Source organism: [Clostridium] celerecrescens 18A, assembly GCF_002797975.1.
In the GTDB taxonomy this organism is placed as follows: domain Bacteria; phylum Bacillota; class Clostridia; order Lachnospirales; family Lachnospiraceae; genus Lacrimispora; species Lacrimispora celerecrescens.
Window position 1 is genome coordinate 2,535,376 of the sequence record NZ_PGET01000001.1, and the last position, 18,875, is coordinate 2,554,250.

Consider the following 18,875-nt stretch of genomic DNA (forward strand, 5'->3'; position numbering starts at 1 on the left):
GGTCATATGATATTATTTAATTAAGGCTGCTAATTTGGCTGCTCGGTCAAAGATATCAATACCTTTTGTAAAGCCTAAACAGGTTCCGGATGGATATCTGGTTTTTTGCAGCCACTTCTCCGGTATGCCTTTTGCACCGTATTTTGCTCCGAGAACAGCTCCTGCTACAGCTCCAATGGTATCTGCATCCCGTCCAAAATTACCGGCGAGAATTAATCCTGACTTAAAACTGCTATGCTCTAATTTCAAGCATCCAAATACTTCCGGCAATGCCTCCGCCACCGTAGAACGGTGCGTGGAAAATAATTCATAATGCAGTGGCATCCAGGCATCTGCAATATCACCTTTTGCATCATCTACAATTTGAAAGGCACGTAATAATGTTTCCCTGAACCAGGATCCTTTTGGTGCTGTTTTTAAAACAGCGTCTAATATTTCGTCCATGGAAGCATCAACCATTGCCAGGGATACTGCAACGGCAACAGCCTGTGCTCCCCAGACACCATCCATATGATGGCTTACGCTGGCATCAATTTCCGCCAGTCTGGCTGCTCTTTCCGGATCACCTGCACATAAGATACCAATCGGACCGCTTCTCATAGCAGCTCCATCGCTTAAATAGTAAGCATTGAATCTTCCTGATTCCGGCGGACGCATGCCTCTCCGCAGATTATTGCATGCTTCCACTTCGCTGACACCGCCACGTTTCAGCTCATCTTCTGTTGCCACATGTCTTAACCACATAGTTACTACATCTTCCGAAGTAAAATCACCACCGGCTTTAATCATAGTTTCAGCCGTCAAAAGGGCAAATTCCGTATCATCCGTACTCCAGGAAGAACCTTTATTAAAATCCGTAGTTATTCCATAATCTCTTTGGTTTTCTGGGCTTCTTGCTGCATCACCGAAGGAGTCACCGATCGCTAAACCACCGAGTGAACCGATTGCTTTATCCAGTGCAACTTCTTTATTTTGAATCAGATATTCTCTTGTTAACATCATACATTCCTTTCTTCCCTTGATTATTTCAGTATCGTGTTCGCGTATTCAGTAATTTCTGCTCCGCCCAATGCATTCCAATCTGCAACAAATTGATCGAATTCATCTATGGAACGGTTACCGCTTATTACATCCGCTGCAAATTCTATGTAAAGTGCCTGGCTTGCATCCCAGTTTGTTGCATATTCATCCGGTATAACAAATGCATTGTCAAAAGAAGAGTAGGTATTGACCATGTCTAAAGATTTAAGGGCTGCTTCGCTGAAATACGGGGTCTTACTTGATATAGGCGCATCAAAATTTGCAATTGATTCGTGGAAGCGAGGCCACCACTCCGATATTTTATCGGTTAATACAATTTCATTATTCTCTATATTGTATTCTTCACCTTCGTAACCCAATTTATCAAGAAGCTGACCTTCCTTACCGGCCATATACTCTAAAACTGCAAAAGCAACATCCTTATGATCCGAATATTTGCTGATTGCCCAGCCCCGGGATTCTTTACTGACATCACCCGGAGTATATCCTTGTGCTGCACCTTTTGCCGGCGGAAGAATAACTAGCTTTGCATTTTCACCATTTTGTGTGACCATCTTATTATTGTAAACGTTAACGACACTGCCCTGGGTTCCGCTTACAACTCCAACTTCGCCATTATAAAAGGCACTTTCTTTTGTGTCCCATTTTTTTGTAAGCCACTCATTATCCAATAATCCCTCTTTATAAAGCTCTGCATAAAATGCCAATTTTTCTTTTTCTGCATTTGTAACTTTACTGTAAACATATTTATCACCTTCTTTTATCCAGGTTGCCTTAACCCCAAAGGCCAGATTAAATACAGTATCCAGTTCGGCAATATCTCCGGGTACGGTATATGCGGCTTTAAGATTGTTGTTCTCTTTTAACTCCTGAAAGAATGCTTTATAATTGTCAGTAGTAGGATTATCCAAAAGTGTTTTACTTGATTTTGCTGCATCAAACCAGTCTTGTCTCACAACCGGAACCTTTATTCTATCCGGTGACAACCACAAGAGATATGGATAGTTCTCTAATCTTTCCTTGTTATATGGCTGCATTAATGCTTTAATATTCGTCGAATTATTCACATATTGGGTCAGGTCTTCCAGGATCCCCTGGGTAATGGCAAATTGATAATCGCCGCCCTGGAAATACATCAGATCCGGAATTTCGCCGCTTTGAAGCAAAAGACTCATGCTTTCTGAATAAGTACCATCAGAGATCGGAGCCAGTTCCAAATGTACTTCCCGGCCAAGCTCTTTTGATACACCGCTGCTTACTGCCTCCAGAAATTTTACAGAAACTTCATCATCTGCTGACAAATCCTTTATTACTGCCTTAATTGTTACAGATGAAGAATCATTCGTGCTGTCCTGAGTGCTTTGTACATTGGATCCGGAATCAATCTTTTTTCCGCAGCCAGCCAGGGACAGTACTGCCATTCCCATAACTAATAAATATGATATTGTTTTTTTCATTGCATACCCTCCATATGATTTATATAATTTTTTCTATGCCTTCCCGCAAAGCAAACGATTATCTACTCTTTCACACCTCCTGACATAACACCATTGGTATAGTATTTAAGAATAATTGGGTATAATAATAAAATTGGTACAACAGCCACTACAATGGTTGCTGCTTTTAAAGAAGCGTTATCCAGTTGTGCAATATTATTATTAGCTAATATATTGGATGCACCGACAATTACCTGTGAATCTGAATTAACAACAAATTGCCTTAAAAGCACCTGTAAGACCGTATGATTTTTGCTGGTTAAAAAGATACTGGATTTAAAAAATTCATTCCAGCGGAACACCGCATAAAACATTCCCACCGTAATTAATGGGATTCTGCATAAAGGTATCATGATCTTAAATAAGATGTTATAATGCCCAGCTCCATCAATTCTTGCAGCGTCCTGAATGGAAGCCGGAACCTCTTCCATAAATCTCATTAATATAATTAGATAATAGACATTTACACTTCTGTAAATAACCATGGAAAACAGGTTATCCAATAGATGAATATGTTTCATCAGAAAATATTCCTGTACAATGCCCGGCTCAAATATCATCATAATAATAAAGAAATACATAAAGACTTTTTTACCAACCAGTCCCGGCCTAGTTAAAACATAAGCCGCACTGGCTGTCAATATAATATTTAAAATTACACCGGCAACCGTAATAAATAATGAATTCAGTATACTTCTGATTACAATAGGCTGTCCTAAAATAACCTGGTAATTCACCGTGGAAAATCCTTTGGGCAGTATATCATATCCTTTCAGGCTATGAACTAAATCCGGTTGTGAAAGAGATCTTGCCAGGATATTCAATAATGGAACTAACATACATAACGCTAAAAGCATCATAATAAAGCCGCATAGAAGTTTACCAATTGATATCTTCTTTCTTCTTTTCATATCTTTCCTCCTACCATGCACCCTTACCAGTCAGCTTTTTAGAAAACAGATGGGTTGAAACAATTAAGAGTGTACCGATTACACCTTTAAACAGATTCGCTGCTGTTGCTAAGGAATACTGGGAATTTTGCAGACCTATCCGATAAACATAGGTGTCTATGATATCAATCTTAGAATTAACTGCAGCATTGGTAAAGTTCAGCACCTGATCCAGACCTGCATTCATAAAGAAACCAATATTCAAAATTAAAACGGTAACCATTGTTACAGCCAAAGCCGGCAAAACGATACTTCCAACAATCTGAAAGCGGTTAGCCCCATCTATTTTTGCAGCTTCATATAGAGTTGGGTCAATCCCCATAATTGCCGTTAGATATACAATGGAATCCCACCCAATGGATCTCCAGGATTCCGATGCCAGCAGAACCCATCTTATTGAACTTTTGCTTGTTAACAAATTTACTTTTTCGAAACCAAAACTGGTCAGAACGCTGTTTAAAATCCCGGTAGAAGGAGATAAAAATTCAAACCATATTCCTGCAATTACAACCCAGGAAAGGAAATGCGGCAGATAAGAGATCACCTGTACACCCTTTCGAAAAGGTCCTGCCTTAAATTCATTTAACATAATTGCAAAAATGATAGGCATCGGGAAAAACAGGAATATCTTCATCGCACTGATTATCAAAGTATTTTCCAGTATCTGAAAAAATACCGGAGTCGAAAATAACTTTTTAAAATATGTAAATCCTACAAATACATTATCACCCTTAATCCGGTAATCATAAAAGGCCAGTTTCATGCCAATGATCGGTATCATATGGAATACAAAGAAATATATTAAAGTAGGCAGTAAGGTAAGATATAAAACCCTGTCCCGCCAGATGCGCTTTAACTTTGATTGTGCCCCCCCTGCTTTTTGTTTTGCCATCACCCGACACTCCCTTTCTAAATGCTGACGATTAATTCACTTAAAGGTGCATGTTGTTGTGCCCCATAAACATCGGTATCGTAACAAGTACCTGATGATATTTTTCTCGCAAATGTAATTTTAAACCCCAATGCCTTGTCATAAAAAACAATTTGTGTGATCTTATCTTCAGTCAACCGGTACAGACTGCAAATCGTAGCTTTATTTATAATATTACTGTCTTTTATTTTTTGATAAATCACCGGATCATCAAAAAGCACATCCAACGTAATCTCAAAAGGTCCACTGTTCTTTGAACGTATTACTTTCGCACAATCATATAAACTGCATTCCGCCATTTTTATCTCCTCCTTCCATTACATATCAGGGTATTCAATGGGAAACATCTGACAACTATCTTCTACTTCCATTAAGTGGTAAACGGAAAATTCATATACTGGACCAAATGGAATATCACTTGGCGCGAATGGGAAAGCCAGATTTCCGGCAGTTGATTTTCTCCCGATATAACCATAATGAAGTAAACTGGAACGAAGCGAACCGCATACTGCATCGGCAAGTTCCTGGGATTTGGCAATTACCTCAAAAACGATTCCGACTTCATGGGGTAATTCCTTCGAAGGTTCCAGCTCTCCCATTACACCATTCATTCCATAATTAATAAAGTGAATCGTATAATCCTCCTCCGGTATATCCGAATAATACGTTCTGACCTGCTCTTCCGCAAGTCTCTCTATTTCCTCTAACCGTGATATCATTAGAGAATCTCTTACACCAGCTACCACAAAGGTTCTGTAGGCAACTTTCATGGCTCCCTCTAATTTAATACAGTAAGGATCTGATTGTTCAATCCTGCTTCCGGTTACAAATACGCTCTTTTCGTCAACCTGGTTAAATTCACAATCTTTTAAATTTAAAATTATTCCCGGACCATGAAGGATATATGGATGATCTTTTTCATAAAATGTGTGAGCTGCCACGGAAAGAGGAGTGCAGATTCTTTCATCAGATAATGGTGTAATCAAAAATCCTTCCTCTGTTATGGTTCCAAGCATACAGTCTTTTGTAGTTCCCGGTACGGCACAAAGGGCTGCGCACTCAAGAATCTTGCCGGCATGATATCCATAGCTCAGCGGAAATCCGTGATACACGGCTACTGCCGCAAAGGGAGATGGGTCATAGGCCCTTCCGCAGATTATGATATCAGCTCCCGATTCTAATGCTTTTACAATCGGTTCATGCCCCATCTGAGCCACAATACCATTGGTTAATTCCAGCCGTTCTTCCGTCAGTTCTTTTACAGAAAGACCCAACGGCTGAACTTTGCCATTATGTAATTTTTCTTTTACCACTTCCTTAGGAATATCCGCCCATATGATTGCTACTTTTTGTGATTGCAATGCATGTTCCTTAAGAATTTCTTTTATAATATTCCAGGTCCATTCAACATGAACGCTTCCCCCGCTTCCTCCGGCTGACCCGATGATTACCGGAATCTTAGCTTTTGCCCCCTCCGTAATCATGATTTCCAAGTCTTTTTTACAGGCTTTTTCACTTACAATTGCTACTCCGGCACCTAATTTATGCGGTCCTGCATCGGTACTTCCCGCATCAACAACGATTGCATCCGGTTTATAAGACATTCCTTTTAGAAAAGAGGACTTGGGATATCCATAACCAAGGATTCCACAGGGTGCCAGTATTTTTATTTCTTTCTTCATATGACCTCCAGAATTCAATGTACTATTAAAGCTCATAAGTTTATTAATCTAATTGTTTAACAATTAGATTATAGCACAATTATCCATCAAGTCAATCATTTTTGATCTTTTTATATCCTTATTTACCAACCAAATTTTTCTGCCATATCATTAAAGATTTTTTCACCGTTCATCATCCCATAGTCTTTCATATAAATAACCTCAACAGGAATATCCGGGTATTTTTTCACTATGGTATCCTTCATATAACTTACCTGAGGCAGTAAAATCACATCACTGCCCGGAGCTGCCGACTGCAAGCTATGAACAGAATAGGCTTCGCACTCTGTACCTGCATAGCCTTTCTTTTCTGATGCTGTGATAATTTTCTTGCACAGCATACTGCTTGACATACCGCCGGCACAGGCAAGTGTTATTTTAAGCTTTTTCATATTTCTACTCCCTTTCTTCTCTTTGATTCATGTCCTGTTTAATTAGTAATGCATTGACTTATCTCTATTATATCAGCACCCCCATGCTCTTTCAATTTTTCCATCAAGCTTATCACATTCGTTTACAAATCTGTGAAACAGCGATTCAACCGCAGAAGGAAGTATCTTAGTGTGAGTTTCATCGGTGAACTCCTTGATTAAATGTTTTAAAGGCAAAATAAATCCAGATGCTATAATTACCTGGCATCTGGATTTATACGTAAACCACTACTCCCACTAACTCCGGTTCTCAGACCTGTTGTTATAGGGAATGAATATTCAGCATGGCCCTTATTTCATCAGGGGAAGCAGGCAGCATTTTCTTCTCTCTCACGATGCCTGCTGCCGCCTCTACCAGCTGAAGATTCGTGTCGGCTATGATTTCCCGGCTTAAATACCTGCTGTCTTCAAATCCGATCCGCACCGTGGAGGCCCCCAGATCGAGTGCAGTTTTTATAATCTGGAAATCTGTCCGATGGGCATGGGTAATTCCCCACAGGATGTTCTCTTTCTCCGGAAAGAATTCGTCCAATGCTTCCAGCATGGACTTTAAGGTACGGACCGTGGCCGGAGCTGCTCCCATATGTCCCAGCACGATGCTGAACAGAATTGGGTCTGTAAATTCATACTTCATGGACAAATCCCTTGCGGTTTTAATCATGCCGATCTCAAAAACTTCTATCTCCGGAGTTTTATGATGATTAAGAATCTGCTCCACGCAATAATAAACATCTTTAATAGGATTGATATAAACCTGATCTCCCAAATTCACAGAGCCTACATTCAGGGAATTGGCTTCCACCCAGTCCGCAAATACAGGTGTGCAGCGCTCTTTTATGGTTAAATCCGATACCCCTCCCGTAGATACCTGGATGACAATATCGCTTTCCGAACGGATATACCGGACCGTTTCCTCCAACAGGGCTAAATCCGGTGTCAGCCTTCCATTCCCATCCCTTACATGCAGATGCACCATCCCGGCTCCTGCCCTGCTGCAGGCAATGACATCCTCTGCGATCTTCCTGGGATCGATCAACGTATCATCTGCAGACACCGGTGCAACGGATATCACTATTTTTTTCATACAGCTCTCCTGTTCCTTTGTTATAAAGTCATTGGTTATAAGGGGCATTGGTTATAAGGTTCCTTTTGAAATAAGGGCCGCCTTCAGGGCCTTTGCTCCAAATCCCGGGCTGGAAAGCACGGTTTTCCCATACAGGTCAGCAATATAGCTTTCACAATACGCCATGGAGCCCTGGGCAAACAGGATCACATCCGCCTCTTTCGCAGCCTTTCCGGCATGCTCTGCCATCAAGACCTTAAACTGCCCCTGATCCAGACCAAACGCACCATCCACCAGCACCTCCATCATCTCCACATGCTTCCCCATTTCTCTTGCAACCCGTAAAACAGTTCTTTTGGTAGGCTCCAGAGTGGTAGGAAGTGTTGCCATCACTGCGATTTTCCTGCCCAGTCTGACCGCTTCCCTGCACATCTCTTCATCCACTCTCACAATGGGCACCCCCAGATATCTGGCTGCATCCTGCACGCAGTCGGCAACCTCACCCACAGAAGAGCATAGGTTCAAAATTGCATCCGCCCCCTGCTCCACCGCCTTCATATACATCCCTATCAGCCTTGCCGCAGGTGCTGCTGTGACATAACCTTCTTTCCTCACCTCCGCCAGAATGGTGGGATCCTGAAAGCTTATGAGCTCCGCTTCGCTGCCTAACTGTTCCCTGACTTCTTTTTCCACAATTTCAACCAGCTCCGGAGTAGTGCTGGTATAAATCAAACCAATTTTCATAATGAATCCTTTCTTTGTATCATTAGCAGCTCCACAGCCTCACGGAGCGTAGTCACCTCTCCCACATTCCCCGGAAAAATGACATATGGCAATCCGGGAAACTTGCTCTCTTCTCCAATGCGCCATACCGGAACTCCCGGACGGATCTGCCCCAGAACCTGGGCACGTTTCACCCTGAGAGCTTTGGTTCCAATGTCACTGGAAGTAATGCCTCCTTTTGCAATGATAAATGCCGGTGTCACTTCCAGCTTCTCAACCAGGGACATCACCGCCTCCGATATCTTTAACGAACGAAGCAGTGCAGCTTCCTTTGTATCATTTTCTATGGAAAGCAGGCGGCGCTTTGTATAAACGACCACGGTTTTCCCTTCACGGACCGCATTTTCACACACAGTCCGTATCCGTTTAGCCTCCCGTTCCAGTCCTCCAGCCACCAGCACCAGATCAGAATCCATTTCAACAAACTGAAGACCAGCCGTCTTTTTTAATTCTTCCAGCTGCATGGTGGTTTTCTCCGTATGAGAGCCAATCACCACAATCCCTGCCGTCCTTCCGGCCTCAGTTATCATCTCATCTTTCGTAAGAAGGGGTTTGTCACTGATATTGCCAAACGCTTTTACAAAAGCCGCAGCCGTCCGGAAGATGTAATGCTTTCCCTTACCCATGGCACGGTAAAGAGCAATGCAGAAAACCTTAATATCATATTCATCCACCGCATTTACGATGATTTTCTGAAAACCCTTTACAGCAAGCAGCTGCTCCGTGATTTTATCCAGTTTCATTCCCCTTAAATCTTCCAACGAAACGCAGACAACGGAATCCGCCCGAAACCTTCCCTCTGTCTTCTCTTCGATATATTCGGAGAGGTTGGAAGACTGATATCCAAACGTCTTATCCCCGGCAAATTCCGTCTCTCCCGCCGGAACCAGTTCGTCCCCATATTTAACATAATGGACATTATCAATGGTAAAGCGTCCTCCTTCCGCAAAAAAAGGACACAAAATTTCACCGTCCACCTTCCACGGGTTCTGCTCTTCTAAAACCGCCTTCAACACTTCGGTCTCCAATGGATAATGACCGCGCAGGGTGGAATCCCCGCGGCTGACAATCAGATATTCCCGTCCCATCTCTTTTGCGGTCCGGTCTGCCCGCTTTCCAATTTCCTCATGGGCCTTTGCCGTCTGTTCTGCCGTAAATCCCCTTGAATTAGTCAAAATGAAAAATAATTTATTTTTTTCTTCAAAACCACGGCCTATGCTTTCCAGAGACCAGTCCGTGTAAACGGATAGATCATGGACTGTTTGTATCCCTGTGGGATCATCATCCAAAACAATAATTTTTCTGGTATCAGCATCGGCTTCTGCTGTCAGCAGATCATCCACCTTCCTCTTATCGTAACGGGGGTATGAATGTAATATCTCACTGCTTATTCTTTTTTCCATCCGTCTACTTCTCCATGTATATCTTTTTCTTCCTGCAACAGCAGCACAATATCCTTTGTTTCATCCCTGGCAGGCGGTGTTTCCGTAATTTCAGGCTGCCCGCTGACGGTCTTAATATAGCTCTTTCCTCCTGTCGCCGGACAAAACCAGAATACCATCATCCGTTTTTCCTTATAATCTTCCAGGGAAAGCTTTATTTCCCTTCCCGTATAAGAATAAGCCATTAAAAAGTCTTCTCCGGCAAATACACTGATCCGACCGTACTTTTCTCCCTGTTCGGACCGGAGCAGCTGCTGCGCCGGTTTCCCGTGAACAAAGCCGACCGACTCCATTAAATCTTTTAAATGCTTCATTTGTGAACTTCCGGTATGATGCAGGCCGTCTTCCCATAAAAAGTTTACGCCAAAGCTCCCTTCTTCTGATAAATCACGATGAAACTGCATCACCGCATTATGTCCGTAAGTATGGCCTGCTGCCCCGGCAAACACATCCCAGTAGGCGTAACGCCTGACGTCTGCAGCCTGCCAATAAGGCTGGGTCTTATCATGAAGTCCCTGCAGAATCCATTCATAAGAAGGCTCACCGTCCAGAACAGGTTTCACAGGCAGCCTGATATAGTCGCCTTCCACATAACGCCAGCAGTCTTCACCAAAACAGGTTTCTGAGGGCCGGTTGTCATCCCATGATCCTAACTGATCCTGGTCATATCTTCTGTGTCCTGACTGGAACAGATTAAAATCCAGCCACGCTTCATTGTGGAACCATTGGGAGGAATCCGTCCTCCCGAAGGGATGGTAAGTAACCAGACGGTCCGGCTCATCCTCTTTCATCATTTTTCCCATGGAACAGAAAAGCTCACGATTGACATCGCCTCTCACATCGCCGCCCACGATCCAGATCAGATTCGGGCAGTGGTGATAACGATCCAGCACGAATTTCATGAAACTCTTTAGGTTCCCCATATTTAAGGATCCGTTTTTTACAATATCGCTACCCCATACCGGCAGAATTCCCAGATATAATCCCAGCTCTTCTGCCATTTCCATTACCCGGTCAATATGTCTCCAAAAGGTTCCGCAGGTGTTGATTTTTGAGAAATCACCATCCATCAGCGCCGTATCTCCCCCCAGATTCCTTTGGTCAGCCGTATGCAGAAAGTCTGCTAAAATCACATTATATCCTTTTTCCTTCCGGTTTCTCAAATACCGGTATGTCTCCTCTAAGGTCAGCCGTTGAAACATGAGCCAGGCAGTATCGGCCAGCCAGAAAAAAGGCGTGTCCCCATTGGTAAAATACCGTTTGTTTTCATGCACCCGCAGAAGTCCGCTCTCCCAGGGTTTCTTATCCATGCTCTTTCTCCTTTTCCAAGTCAGCCAACATGTTAATCGCCAGGAGGTTCCAGTTTATAAAACCGCCGTTTACCACCGGATCTCCGTTGATCGGATTGTAATATTCATGCATACATCCCGTCTTTTCCAGATCCGTGCCCAGAAGCTTTAAAGAATTACGGCAGATTTCTTCTGCCTCTTCCCGGTATCCATAAGAGAGCATGGCCTGAAACACCACATAATTGGCTACCAGCCACACAGGGCCAAGCCAGTTGGAGGGATTATTGGTCGCTTCAAGATTAAACATCTTCTCATCCTTTGCCAAAGTGGCGATTCCAAAACTGCTGTGAAATGTATTCTCATCATGATAATGACTGACCAGGCTCTTTGCCTGTTCCTTTGTTGCAAAACCAGCATACATGGGAATAAATCCGGACCATACCCTTATTTTAATGGGAAGGGTCTTCCAGAACACCCCAAGGCCTTCGTGGAACCAGTCAAATTTTCTGGTCCTGATATCCACATCCACAGAATAGAAGAACTGATCCCTTTTATCCCAGCACTCCTCCTGTATGGACTGTATCAGGGCTTTCGCCCGGTCCTCCCACTCCAGGGCCTCACCGCTTTTTCCGGCGTTTTTCAGAACACACCCGTATGCCTGCATTTCCAGAACCATAAATGAATTCAGGTATATATTTGCTGTGGAAAATTTCGGACGTCCGAAGGAAGCGGGATCATTGTCCATCCCTATCATAATGTCATCGCACCAGACAAACAGCCCTTTATCTTCCATAAAATAATTTCGGTAATAGCAGTCAAAGTATGCTTTCAGCCCGTCTAAATACTCCCTTGACCAGGAATAATCCCCCTGGTATTCACTGATCAGACGCAACTGCTGGCAAAGAAACGGCTTATGCATGTTCATTTGCACGCCTTCCTTATGCTTCATGTTTAAATAGGGCTCCGGCCACCGGTCAACCTCGATCATCATGGGAATATAGCCATCCTCCAGCTGATGATCCATAAAATTCTTCACATTTCCTCTGGCATGGACCAGAATCTTTTCCTGTAGATCCTCTGAAAAAGAATCCATGATACCGAATAATCCGTAAACCGACCAGTAGGTATCCCAGTCCCATAAATTTCCGTCATAGACACTGCCCGGATCAATAAAGGGATGGCGGATAAATCCATGAGGCTCTTTTAAAAGCCCGTTTACATGACCTGCCACATAATCTTTTATCTCCTGCGCATAACGCATACTTTCCTGATCCATCATCCTGCTTATCCTTTCACCGCTCCTGCTGTCATCCCTTCGATTACCCTTTTGTTCAGAATCATATATAAGATCAGCATAGGAATCACACACATAGACACGGAAGCAAAAATCGCTCCCCAGTTTTTCGCTCCAAATTCATTCTGAAAATACAGAAGACCGGTTTGAACCGTCTTCAGCTTTTGGTCACTGATAAATGTCATGGAAAAAATCAGATCATTCCATTTAAAGAAGAACTGCAATACTAAAACCGTAACAATGGCATTCTTCATCAGCGGTACCACCACATACCACATCAATTTGTAGATACCGCATCCGTCAATCACCGCTGCTTCCATAATCTCATCGGGAAACGACCGAAGATAACCGGTGGTCAAAAGAGTCGACAGAGACAGGCCGAAAGCCGTGTATGTAATGATCAGGCAGAGCCTGCTGTTTAAAAGGCCCATGCCGGAATAAATCTGAAATAAGGGAATCAGGGCAGTTGCCACCGGAATCATGATGCCAAATTCAAAATATTTTCCAACGACCCCCTTAAGCTTCCATCTCATCTTTGTTACCGCAAAACTGACAGTTACCGTAAACAGTACAATAAAGAATAAGGAAACCACCGTACATATGAAGCTGTTTTTAAAAAAAACGTCCATATTTCCTCTTGTCCACGCCTCTATGTAATTCTGGATATAGAAGCCCGAGTTTAACGCATATGCCGGCTTGCTGGTCCACTCACTCTGCTGTTTTAAGGAAGCGGTCAGCATCCAGAACAGCGGATATACTTCGATCACCACAAGACAAACAATGACTAATTTAATTGCAATTGATTTAAATCCTTTTTTCATGCTCGATCTTCCTCCTATTCTTTTACATCAAACCTGCGGATGATGGACGATCCAAATACGCACAGCATGAATATGAACAGCGCAACCACACTTCCGTAACCCACCTTGTTATAGGTGAAGGAAACATTATACATATACATGGACAGGGATCTTGTGGCCGCTCCAGGTCCTCCGTTAGTCAGTGCTGTCGCGGATTCAAACATTTTCACCGTTCCGGAAAAACTGAAAATCAGACAGGTGATGATCATTGCATGCAGCAAAGGGGCCAGAATATGACGAAACAGCTGCAGTCCGCCTGCTCCATCAATTTTCGCCGCTTCGATTACGTCTCCCGGAATATCCAAAAGCGCCCCGTAGAAGATAACGGCATAAAATCCCATGGCCACCCAGATATCCATTACGCACAAGCTTCCCAGGGCCGTTGAAGCCTGGCCGATCCAGGGCTGTACCAGACCGGTCAGACCCAGGGTATCTAAAAGGCTGTTTAACAGTCCATAATTTGGCTGTATCTCGTAAATTTTCTGGAACAGCTGCCCCACTGCCACGGTGGGCAGCACAACCGGAAAAAATACCAGAGTACGGATCACATTCTTAAAACGTTTCAGCCAGAAATAAAACATCAGAGCTAATAAAAGCCCCATACCTACCTGCCCTACCATTACAATGGATATATATTTCAGATTCACAGCCATAGATGCTTTAAAGTTGCTGTCTCCCAGCAGACGCAGGAAGTTGTCAAACCCGCAGAACTCCCATTTCAGCCCCGGAGACCCGGAATAAAACGAGTAATACAAAGACCATATTACAGGCAGAATGACTATGACAGAATAGACGATCAATGCAGGTAATACGAAAATTGCAATTGCCGTTTTATTTTCCAATACCTTTTTCATAGAAAAACCTCCAATCCCTTTCCATTTGACGCTCCCGCATGCCAGACGGACTTAAACAATCCGTTTTGCTGCCGGATTCGGGCCAAGCGGATATTCGCAATCCGCTTCGCTACTTGCTTACAGTGTCCCCGATTTGCGGGGGAGGCCCTGCCCCGCTCCATCGGGCATAACCGAATAGAAGCTATCGCTGCTTATCAGGTGGTGCTTGTACTCCACCTGAATATCTTGATTCGGTTAAAAAAAGGGGTGCTGGATTCCTTTTCAGAACTTCACAGCACCCCGTATCTTATCTTACGGCTTATCAGGCCATCCGACTTATAGAAGTTAAATTCTTACTACTGGCTCATATCCCAGGCTTCCTGAATGGACTTCATGTAATCCTCTGCCGATAATTCACCGGTTAACAAGGTCTGGATTCCGTCTTTTGCCACATTCTGAACTTCATTGCCCATGGTTGCTTCAAACCATGTAAAAGCACTTTCCGCATTGTTGATGGTATCAAGAACCATTTGTGTATAACCACTGGCGCCTTCTGCAGAAACCGTATAATTATACCCCTTTACGCTCCCCTGCAGCTCCATGGCCAGATCGCCCATATTTTCTGCGAAATATTTCATAAACCAGCCGGTCGCCTCATCATAGTTCTTCTGGCTGAAGGAAAGAATATTGCCGCAGTTCATGGAATAACTGCTTTCATCGCTGACATAAGGATCTGCGACGGGCACGTTGAAGAATCCGATTCCGTCTTCTCCTGCCAAATTCTGGGAAGCATCATTTAAGTTGCTTGTAAACCATGAGCCGTTATAGAATATGGCTGCCTGTCCGGTCATGAGCATGGAGCCCGCGGTGTTCATGTCTACGGTATTGACACCTTCACCGAAATATCCGGCTTTTGCCCAATCCTGTATTTTCTGGGCGGCCTTCACGTAATCCTCATCCGTATATTTGGATATTCCTTCATCTGCTTTTGCCATGGCATCAGCTCCGGCAATTCTGACGAGATAAGAATTTAAAAGTCGGGTTGCACCCCATTTATCCGCAGCACCGCACGCGATCGGCTGGATTCCCGCTCCCTTCAGCTTTGCAAGCACAGACTCGAACTCCTCCCAAGTGTTCGGAACCTGGCAGCCTGCCTGTTCAAACAAAGCCTTGTTATACCAAAAGCCTTCCACATTCATTCCAAGAGGCAGATCATAAATATCGTCCGTTCCTGATAAACTTTTCAAAAGAGAGACTGCTGATGGATTCAATGCGTCTTCACAGTTAAAATCCTTCAGCACCTTTGAAACATTTACCAGCTTTCCTGCTTCGATCAGGTCTACAATCGGTTTGCCTGATTCGTATACAAACATATCCGGAAGATCATTGGAAGCCACCAGGGTAGACACCTTCTGTCTTAGGTTATCGGAAGACACCACTTCATAATCCCATGTGAAGTTAGGATTCACCTCTTTCTGGTATTTCTCACAGAGAGCCTTGATCAGCACGCCGTTATCATTGTCTTCCGCCCAGATCGATAAAATTTTCATGTTCTTTGTAAGCTTGGGGTCCTCCGCTGTGCTGGGTTTTACTGAGTCAGCCCCTGCAGCAGGTTCTGTTCCCGCTGCGGATTCCGTTTTTGCTGCGGATTCCGTTTCTGCCCCAGTCTGTCCGCCGCCATCGGATGCCTGTTTGTTTCCGCAGCCGGTCAATAAGGTCGTCATCATGGCTGCAGCCAGGATTCCTGCTAAAACTTTTCTCTTCATTTACTACCTCCCACATGCTTCATAGTTTTTTGTTTGATAGATACATTTTAACAAGGAACTTCTCCATATACTAGTCAGTCATTTCTTTGTTTTTGTACACTTTTTATATAATAATTATCATTTATATTTTCTTATTGTGTATTTAATCCCTTCTTCTGGTATGTCCTTTATATTCGTTCGGCGTTATACCCTGATACTTCTTGAATATCTCACAAAAATACCGGTAATTATAATATCCCACCTTTTCACTGACTTCCATCACCTTCATGCCCTCATCCAGAAGCTCTTTTGCCTTTTTAATCCTCAAATCCGTTAAATACTTAACATAACTCATGCCCACTTCATTGCGGAATAAAATGCTTAAATAAGCCGGATTCATGTTCACCAGCATGGCAAGCTCATTTAAGCCGATGTTGTCCGCATATTTCTCATCAATAAACTGCAGAAGCTTCTGAATGACACGGTGGCTGCTTCCAACCTTTTTTCCAAGAAAAAGCTCGCTCATCTTACGGATGAGGGACAGGCAGTACAGCCTGCATTCTTCCTCCCCATGGAGTTTTTCCACATCATGATGGGTAATCTGACAGACAGCATCCGGGTTCGTTTCCTTAAAAATCTGGACCAGCATGGACATGATCTTATATATCTCCTGTTTATACTGCTCAAAATCAGGGACCGTTTCCCTCATCACCCGTAAGATTCTATCCATTCCCTCTTCCAGCCCTTCCGCTTTTCCAATAAGCACCATATCCACAACACGGTCTGTCTCACGTATGATCCGGTTATATGCGTATTGGGGCGGATTGTTCCTTTTTTCCACTTCCTGCAGCACTTCCTCAATTTTCTGTATGGTAACCGGCTTATCTATATAATTCACCACGCCCAGGGTAATGGCCCTCCTGGCATATTCAAACTCCGTATAACCGCTGATCACCACATAACTGGCTTCCGGCAGAAATTCCTTGCAGCTTTCGATCAGGGAAAGCCCGTCCAACCCGGGCATCCTGATATCTGTAATGACAATGTCCGGCTTCTGCTCCTGTATGACGTCAAGAGCGTCGATTCCATTGTAAGCATATCCCACCACCTCGCACTGCAGCTTCTGCCGTTCCAGAATCGCTTTGATCCCCTCAACCACGATATATTCATCATCTGCAACCACCATTCGATACATCTGTTATTCCCCCTCTTTTTCTGCATAAAGCGGCACTCTTACGGTGACCTCCGTTCCCGCTCCCGCCTCACTTTCAAAACAGATACCTGCCTGATCCCCATAGAACAAGGACAGCCTCTCCCTTATATTCTTTACTCCGTAGCCTTCATCCAGAAGGTTCATGTCCACAATTCCAACCCCATTATCCTTGATTTTAAATACCATAACTTCCCCGTCAAGACAGCCGGATAAGTGGATGCTGCACCCACCGCCAAGCTTCGGCTCCAACCCGTGATACACCGCATTTTCCACAACCGGCTGCAGAATAAACGTAAGAATTTTCCGGCTGATCAGGGATTCCTCTATCTCAATCTTCAGTTCAAAACGGTTGTGGTAACGCATGTTCTGAAGCTTCATATACGCTTTTATTTTTTCAATCTCAGCACCGACCTCAATCAGCTTTTCTCCTCTGTTCAAGCTCAGCTTAAACGTATCCGAAAGTGCAAGCACCATATCCGCGATCTCATCCGCATGCTTAATTATCGCCATAAAATAAAGGGAATCCAGGGTGTTGTACAAAAAATGAGGGTTGATCTGCGACTGCAGAAGTAAAAGCTCCGCCTCCTTTTCCTTGATTTCAGAATGAAGGAGTTTTTCATGCAGGTCCAGATTATTGTTTACCGTGTTCTTAAACTGGGTGCCGATCTTTCCTATTTCCGTCTCGTCAAACTCCTCTTCAATGCGGAAAGTTCCTTTACTGACCACGTCAATATTCTTTTTCAGCTGTTCCAGAGGAAATGTAATGACCTTGGAAATCCCGTTGACAAACAGGCAGCATATAATCAGCATACCCATACATACCAGCATGGAAATCCAGGCGATATAATTGCTGTCACGGCTTAATTCCTCTCTGGCAATTACATTGACCACTTCCCAGTCACCCTTTTCATTGTGCACTTCACTGAATAAATACTTACCCGTCTCACCTGAAATATAATCCTCCAGAACCTCCTGCTTCACGTCCGTTCCTCCGTGGAAGTAGACGAGATTCCAGTCAGGTCTGCTTACAGACCGGTTCTCGTTCTTATCAAAAATCATATACCGGTTGGTTACATATCCCTCATCCCCTTTTCCAAACGCGGAAAGAAACATGCTTTTTTTAATGTTAAAGACCACATACCCCATGTCTTCCCCATGTTCCGTATTTTTTAAAGCTTTTACCATGGAAAATGTTTCATTGTTATCATCAAACAGCACATTGTACCCGTAAAATACCTCTTTCCCCATTTCCCGGTCCGCCACACCGACCCAGTCCATAGCTAAAATATCCTCATTCTTATGATACTTAAGCATCTTGCCATTCTGCAGGGTCAGCTTGCTGTAAAAATAGATATTTCCCCTTTTATGAATGGTTACCGCACTTTGAATGTATTTATTCTGCTCTGTCAAATCCCTCAGCGTATGATTTAAAACAACATCATCGCGGCTGGAAAAATAAGTACTTTTCTTTTGCTTCTTCGTCATAATTTTTTTAAAATTCTGATTGTTAAGCAGGGTCCTGGAAAGGTCGACTATATTCTGCAGCTGAATGTCGATGATGCTGCCGGATACCTCTAAATTGTATCTGTGGGAATTCTGGTAATTGCGCTCCATGGTCCTTTTTGAAAAAATAAAGGTCATGCTGCCAACCAAAGCCACTGCCAGGATTAGGCAAATCAGCATGGAAATCAAAATCTGATTCTTGATGCTTCTCTTTTTCCACATTTCCTCCAACCATAATTTCCACCGTTTCATAATTCCCCTCTCCGCTTGCTATGCAAAA

At 43.5% G+C, this 18,875-nt stretch carries 17 protein-coding genes; all 17 read right to left on the reverse strand.

The features are described from left to right. Positions 1 to 12: 12 nt before the first annotated feature. Positions 13 to 1,002: an ADP-ribosylglycohydrolase family protein gene (locus H171_RS11735; protein ID WP_242976943.1), complete on the reverse strand. Its 990-nt coding sequence runs from the start codon at positions 1,000 to 1,002 to the stop codon at positions 13 to 15. Between the two features lie 20 nt (positions 1,003 to 1,022). Next, positions 1,023 to 2,498 (reverse strand): extracellular solute-binding protein, encoded by a 1,476-nt coding sequence (locus tag H171_RS11740; RefSeq protein WP_207655189.1) that lies wholly within the window; start codon positions 2,496 to 2,498, stop codon positions 1,023 to 1,025. 62 nt (positions 2,499 to 2,560) lie between these two features. Beyond that, positions 2,561 to 3,448 (reverse strand): carbohydrate ABC transporter permease, encoded by an 888-nt coding sequence (locus H171_RS11745; protein ID WP_100305313.1) that lies wholly within the window; start codon positions 3,446 to 3,448, stop codon positions 2,561 to 2,563. 10 nt (positions 3,449 to 3,458) lie between these two features. After that, complete coding sequence (locus tag H171_RS11750) at positions 3,459 to 4,379, reverse strand: ABC transporter permease (RefSeq protein WP_100305314.1); 921 nt, start codon at positions 4,377 to 4,379, stop codon at positions 3,459 to 3,461. Positions 4,380 to 4,396: 17 nt separating this feature from the next. Then, entirely contained in the window at positions 4,397 to 4,717 is a 321-nt protein-coding gene (locus tag H171_RS11755) for a DUF4387 domain-containing protein (RefSeq protein WP_100305315.1), read from the reverse strand. Between the two features lie 18 nt (positions 4,718 to 4,735). Then, positions 4,736 to 6,100 carry an acyclic terpene utilization AtuA family protein gene (locus tag H171_RS11760; protein ID WP_100305316.1) on the reverse strand — a complete coding sequence of 455 codons (1,365 nt, stop codon included), beginning with the start codon at positions 6,098 to 6,100 and terminating at the stop codon, positions 4,736 to 4,738. A gap of 122 nt (positions 6,101 to 6,222) precedes the next feature. Continuing rightward, positions 6,223 to 6,531 (reverse strand): PTS sugar transporter subunit IIB, encoded by a 309-nt coding sequence (locus H171_RS11765; protein WP_100305317.1) that lies wholly within the window; start codon positions 6,529 to 6,531, stop codon positions 6,223 to 6,225. Between the two features lie 301 nt (positions 6,532 to 6,832). Continuing rightward, the gene (locus tag H171_RS11770) at positions 6,833 to 7,654 is read right to left on the reverse strand and encodes a BKACE family enzyme (protein ID WP_100305318.1); all 822 of its coding nucleotides are present in this window, start codon (positions 7,652 to 7,654) and stop codon (positions 6,833 to 6,835) included. 51 nt (positions 7,655 to 7,705) lie between these two features. Next, positions 7,706 to 8,377 (reverse strand): aspartate/glutamate racemase family protein, encoded by a 672-nt coding sequence (locus H171_RS11775; protein ID WP_100305319.1) that lies wholly within the window; start codon positions 8,375 to 8,377, stop codon positions 7,706 to 7,708. Further along, positions 8,374 to 9,819, reverse strand: a complete 1,446-nt coding sequence (locus tag H171_RS11780; RefSeq protein WP_100305320.1) for a four-carbon acid sugar kinase family protein — start codon at positions 9,817 to 9,819, stop codon at positions 8,374 to 8,376. The genes H171_RS11775 and H171_RS11780 overlap by 4 nt, the downstream gene beginning before the upstream one ends. After that, on the reverse strand, positions 9,804 to 11,168 hold the full coding sequence (locus H171_RS11785; RefSeq protein WP_100305321.1) for an apiosidase-like domain-containing protein: 1,365 nt from the start codon (positions 11,166 to 11,168) through the stop codon (positions 9,804 to 9,806). The genes H171_RS11780 and H171_RS11785 overlap by 16 nt, the downstream gene beginning before the upstream one ends. Then, complete coding sequence (locus H171_RS11790; RefSeq protein ID WP_242976944.1) at positions 11,161 to 12,426, reverse strand: alpha,alpha-trehalase; 1,266 nt, start codon at positions 12,424 to 12,426, stop codon at positions 11,161 to 11,163. The genes H171_RS11785 and H171_RS11790 overlap by 8 nt, the downstream gene beginning before the upstream one ends. 5 nt (positions 12,427 to 12,431) lie before the next feature. Further along, positions 12,432 to 13,262: a carbohydrate ABC transporter permease gene (locus H171_RS11795; protein WP_100305322.1), complete on the reverse strand. Its 831-nt coding sequence runs from the start codon at positions 13,260 to 13,262 to the stop codon at positions 12,432 to 12,434. Positions 13,263 to 13,276: 14 nt separating this feature from the next. Further along, the gene (locus H171_RS11800; RefSeq protein ID WP_100305323.1) at positions 13,277 to 14,155 is read right to left on the reverse strand and encodes a carbohydrate ABC transporter permease; all 879 of its coding nucleotides are present in this window, start codon (positions 14,153 to 14,155) and stop codon (positions 13,277 to 13,279) included. Positions 14,156 to 14,490: 335 nt separating this feature from the next. Next, complete coding sequence (locus H171_RS11805) at positions 14,491 to 15,900, reverse strand: ABC transporter substrate-binding protein (protein ID WP_100305324.1); 1,410 nt, start codon at positions 15,898 to 15,900, stop codon at positions 14,491 to 14,493. A gap of 142 nt (positions 15,901 to 16,042) precedes the next feature. After that, positions 16,043 to 17,074 (reverse strand): response regulator transcription factor, encoded by a 1,032-nt coding sequence (locus tag H171_RS11810; RefSeq protein ID WP_100305325.1) that lies wholly within the window; start codon positions 17,072 to 17,074, stop codon positions 16,043 to 16,045. 3 nt (positions 17,075 to 17,077) lie between these two features. Beyond that, positions 17,078 to 18,847 (reverse strand): sensor histidine kinase, encoded by a 1,770-nt coding sequence (locus tag H171_RS11815; RefSeq protein WP_100305326.1) that lies wholly within the window; start codon positions 18,845 to 18,847, stop codon positions 17,078 to 17,080. Positions 18,848 to 18,875 lie beyond the last annotated feature (28 nt).

What these genes read in the sequence shown, in the direction of transcription:
- H171_RS11735 (WP_242976943.1), bottom strand. Translation starts at nt 1,002, where the DNA reads ATGATGTTAACAAGAGAATATCTGATTCAAAATAAAGAAGTTGCACTG.
- H171_RS11740 (WP_207655189.1), bottom strand. Translation starts at nt 2,498, where the DNA reads ATGAAAAAAACAATATCATATTTATTAGTTATGGGAATGGCAGTACTG.
- H171_RS11745 (WP_100305313.1), bottom strand. Translation starts at nt 3,448, where the DNA reads ATGAAAAGAAGAAAGAAGATATCAATTGGTAAACTTCTATGCGGCTTT.
- H171_RS11750 (WP_100305314.1), bottom strand. Translation starts at nt 4,379, where the DNA reads ATGGCAAAACAAAAAGCAGGGGGGGCACAATCAAAGTTAAAGCGCATC.
- H171_RS11755 (WP_100305315.1), bottom strand. Translation starts at nt 4,717, where the DNA reads ATGGCGGAATGCAGTTTATATGATTGTGCGAAAGTAATACGTTCAAAG.
- H171_RS11760 (WP_100305316.1), bottom strand. Translation starts at nt 6,100, where the DNA reads ATGAAGAAAGAAATAAAAATACTGGCACCCTGTGGAATCCTTGGTTAT.
- H171_RS11765 (WP_100305317.1), bottom strand. Translation starts at nt 6,531, where the DNA reads ATGAAAAAGCTTAAAATAACACTTGCCTGTGCCGGCGGTATGTCAAGC.
- H171_RS11770 (WP_100305318.1), bottom strand. Translation starts at nt 7,654, where the DNA reads ATGAAAAAAATAGTGATATCCGTTGCACCGGTGTCTGCAGATGATACG.
- H171_RS11775 (WP_100305319.1), bottom strand. Translation starts at nt 8,377, where the DNA reads ATGAAAATTGGTTTGATTTATACCAGCACTACTCCGGAGCTGGTTGAA.
- H171_RS11780 (WP_100305320.1), bottom strand. Translation starts at nt 9,819, where the DNA reads ATGGAAAAAAGAATAAGCAGTGAGATATTACATTCATACCCCCGTTAC.
- H171_RS11785 (WP_100305321.1), bottom strand. Translation starts at nt 11,168, where the DNA reads ATGGATAAGAAACCCTGGGAGAGCGGACTTCTGCGGGTGCATGAAAAC.
- H171_RS11790 (WP_242976944.1), bottom strand. Translation starts at nt 12,426, where the DNA reads ATGATGGATCAGGAAAGTATGCGTTATGCGCAGGAGATAAAAGATTAT.
- H171_RS11795 (WP_100305322.1), bottom strand. Translation starts at nt 13,262, where the DNA reads ATGAAAAAAGGATTTAAATCAATTGCAATTAAATTAGTCATTGTTTGT.
- H171_RS11800 (WP_100305323.1), bottom strand. Translation starts at nt 14,155, where the DNA reads ATGAAAAAGGTATTGGAAAATAAAACGGCAATTGCAATTTTCGTATTA.
- H171_RS11805 (WP_100305324.1), bottom strand. Translation starts at nt 15,900, where the DNA reads ATGAAGAGAAAAGTTTTAGCAGGAATCCTGGCTGCAGCCATGATGACG.
- H171_RS11810 (WP_100305325.1), bottom strand. Translation starts at nt 17,074, where the DNA reads ATGTATCGAATGGTGGTTGCAGATGATGAATATATCGTGGTTGAGGGG.
- H171_RS11815 (WP_100305326.1), bottom strand. Translation starts at nt 18,847, where the DNA reads ATGAAACGGTGGAAATTATGGTTGGAGGAAATGTGGAAAAAGAGAAGC.